Source organism: Lactococcus petauri (genome assembly GCF_002154895.1).
Taxonomy (GTDB): Bacteria; Bacillota; Bacilli; order Lactobacillales; family Streptococcaceae; genus Lactococcus; species Lactococcus petauri.
On record NZ_MUIZ01000027.1, the window covers coordinates 1 to 3,480 of the forward strand.

Annotated in this window: 3 protein-coding genes; 2 read left to right on the forward strand and 1 reads right to left on the reverse strand. The window is 33.1% G+C overall.

The annotated features are described in order from the left end of the window. Positions 1-404: 404 nt before the first annotated feature. Positions 405-863: a MerR family transcriptional regulator gene (locus tag BZZ03_RS11655; protein WP_086583392.1), complete on the reverse strand. Its 459-nt coding sequence runs from the start codon at positions 861-863 to the stop codon at positions 405-407. Between the two features lie 81 nt (positions 864-944). Between BZZ03_RS11655 and BZZ03_RS11660 the strand changes: the two genes are divergently transcribed. Further along, positions 945-1,676, forward strand: a complete 732-nt coding sequence (locus tag BZZ03_RS11660) for an SDR family oxidoreductase (protein ID WP_086583393.1) — start codon at positions 945-947, stop codon at positions 1,674-1,676. Positions 1,677-2,024: 348 nt separating this feature from the next. Further along, positions 2,025-3,480, forward strand: a 1,456-nt coding sequence (locus tag BZZ03_RS12365) for a bacterial Ig-like domain-containing protein (protein WP_198943961.1), incomplete at its 3' end; no start/stop codon positions are given.

Consider the following 3,480-nt stretch of genomic DNA (forward strand, 5'->3'; position numbering starts at 1 on the left):
TTGGGTATAATCCAGATCAAATTCGAATGTTTTTACCACCAGAGTATCGACGGAGTACGTTGTTTAGAAAAGAAAGAGAAGAGGTTTTAAAGAGAGGAGATTGATTTAAGAAATAGTATCTTTAATCTAACAGTATACTTTATATATAAAAAAGTGTTGTTATTGATTGTGCTGCTTATTTCAATTTGGTAAAATAAAGATATATCATAAATAGATATACTCATTACTAAAGCAGGTACTCGCAAAGTTGTCTGCTTTTTTATATTTAAAAATCCATCAGCTCATAACTTAACAGTTTGAGCTCTTTTTGTATTTTTTAATGATACTAATTTTCAGCTATAAAATGTTGAAACTACCTGTAAGAACTATTTATTTTCTAAATGACTGGCATTAACTATAATCTTTTATTCTTGATAATTAGTTTCTGTTTTTTCAAAATTTAATTTTATTTGAGGATCAACTTGAGTTGTTCCAGGTAGAAAATGGATTTTTTCAGTTCCTAGTTCTGCGGCTTTTCCATAATACCACTTTTTCCAACGTAAAAATTTTAGATTATCTTCTAAGGTTTTTATTTTTTCTTCTAATTGTATTTCATGCTCTTCCATAAAGGTAAAACGATCATTTAATGTCTCATCACCTTGAACACACCACTGAATGAATTGAGCGATGTCTTTAATGGGAATACCTGATTTTTTAAGACAATTAATAACTTCAATATACCCTAGATCATTATCTGTAAATTCCCTTCGTCCAGAACTGTTTCTTTTCACAAAAGGAAGCAAACCTTCCTTGTCATAATAACGGACTGCATCAGTAGAGACATTTAATTTTCTTGAAATATCTCCAATTGTATATTTTTTCATATTTCCTCCTTGACATGGAGTTAACTCCATGTTGTATACTGTTAAAGTATAACATATAAAAATTCGTAAGGAGAATTAAAAATGAAGAAACCTCTTATTGTTATTACAGGTGCAAGCTCTGGATTTGGAGCAGAAATTGCCAAACTCTTTAACGCAGAAGCTTACCCCATGTTACTTTTGGGACGTCGTGTAGAAAAAATAAAAGCACTTCCGCTAAATTTTGATAATGTGCTTATTGAAGCAGTAGATGTAACGAACAAAGAACAATTTAGTCAAGCAATTCAAAAAGCAGAAAAAGTGTATGGACCAACAGATTTATTGGTTAATAATGCAGGAGTTATGTTATTAGGTAATGTTCTCACACAAGATCCAAAAGAATGGGCAACAATGCTTGATACAAATGTTATAGGTGTGCTTAATGGAATGCAAATTGTTTTACCTCAGATGGCTGAACGTCAAGGAGGCACTGTAATTAATATGTCTTCATTGGCAGGGAAGAAGACCTTCACTGATCATGCTGCATATGTTGCTTCTAAGTTTGGTGTCCATGGTCTCAGTGAAACTGTACGTGAGGAACTTTCTGGGAAAAACGTACGCATCTCCTTAGTAGCACCAGGAGCAGCAGAAACCGAGTTGCTTAGCCATGTCACAGATCAAAGAGCACTAGAGAGCTATAATTCATGGAAACAAGAGATGGGTGGAGTAACAATGTCTCCTAAAATTGTAGCTCAAAGTGTAAAATTTATATATGATATGCCCCAAAATGTCAACATCCGTGAAATAGATCTTGCCCCTACAAATCAAAATGCTTAAATAATTTTACATTATTATAGTCATAAACCTCATCAAGTATCAAAAGGAAACTTGATGAGGTTTATTTGTATCTAATCACTCTGTATACTAACCGCTTTTTTATATCGAGATAACTCTCAAAAGAAGTAGTATATTTTAAATACGGCAAATAATAAATACAATAAACGAAGAGGCAAGATTACTATTTGCGAAATGAAGATTAAAATTAGTTAATGTATCCAAAGCAGTATAATTAAAACTCCAGAATAGAAATGGCAGTTCTTCAGCTTAATCTAAGTTGCTTTTAATAATAGGAAGCATAGTGTAAAATAGAAGTATATATCTACTTTACCGAACTTTGGAGAAATTATGAAAAAAATAGTCAATATATTTACTGTGAGTGCTCTTATTTTAGGAGCCCCCTCTCATCTAGTAGCTACTGCTGAAACAATAGAAAACACTAATTTAAATAATAGTTATAAAAATTTAGCTAGCCAGCAATTAATACCTGATCCTGTTTTACTTGAATTAATTAACACTGCACTAAGAAAGCCTATAGATTATGAACCAACTGAATCAGAATTATTATCTATTAAAACATTAAATTTTAGTTACGTTGCTGGTAAAGTAATAAGTGATTGGACTGGATTGGAAAAATTAACCAATTTAAATAGTATTACAGACTCTGGAAGATCAGGTATATCAGCAAATTCAAATTTTTTAGAATTAATCTCTAAAATTAATCAGCTCCCAAATATTATTTCTATAGACTTAACTCAAACAAACTTTGATTTATCTGTTCTATCTACCTTAACTTCTACCACTTTAACTAATATTGCTGTTCCTTTACCAATAACTTCTGTTTACACATATGATTTTCGATTTTTAGAACAAGTGCTTCAAAACCCTAATCTCAAAACAATAGACTTTTATTATAATCTTCAAAATCCGCCTTCAACTTCTCTGAAGTATATTAATAGCGAGGGTTCAGAAAGTTTAAAAGGGCCGTTACTCCCAGCAGGTTATAGTTTGTCAATTACTGGCCTTCCGCAAAATTGGGTGTATGATAATTCAAAATTTATTTATAATTCCAGTTTAGAAAAGGTAATAACAATCTCAGGACAAGTAAATTTTTCAGGTCCGTTATCAAATAAAATCCGATTTGGAAGTAGATTTGCGCCGGGAGCTTCATTTGGTTCAACTTTCACTTTTAGTCCTCAATCACCAGTCATATTAAATGTGCATGACACAACCCTTTATGTAGGGGATGCCTGGACAGCAGAAGATAACTTTGACTCCGCCTTGGATAAAGATGGAAATGCGGTCGACTTCTCACAAGTTAGTGTAGATGCTTCAAAAGTTGATACTTCTAAAGCAGGAACATATGATGTCACTTACACTTATGATGGTGTTACAAGTACAGCTAAAGTCACTGTTAAAGACAAACAAACAGCGGTCAATGTACATGACTCTACTCTTTACGTAGGAGATGCATGGACAGCAGAAGATAACTTTGATTCCGCCTTGGATAAAGATGGAAATGCGGTCGACTTCTCACAAGTTAGTGTAGATGCTTCAAAAGTTGATACTTCTAAAGCAGGAACATATGATGTCACTTACACTTATGATGGTGTTACAAGTACAGCTAAAGTCACAGTTAAAGACAAACAAACAGCGGTCAATGTACATGACTCTACCCTTTATGTAGGGGATGCCTGGACAGCAGAAGATAACTTTGATTCCGCCTTGGATAAAGATGGAAATGCGGTCGACTTCTCACAAGTTAGTGTAGATGCTTCAAAAGTTGATACTTCTAAAGCAGGAA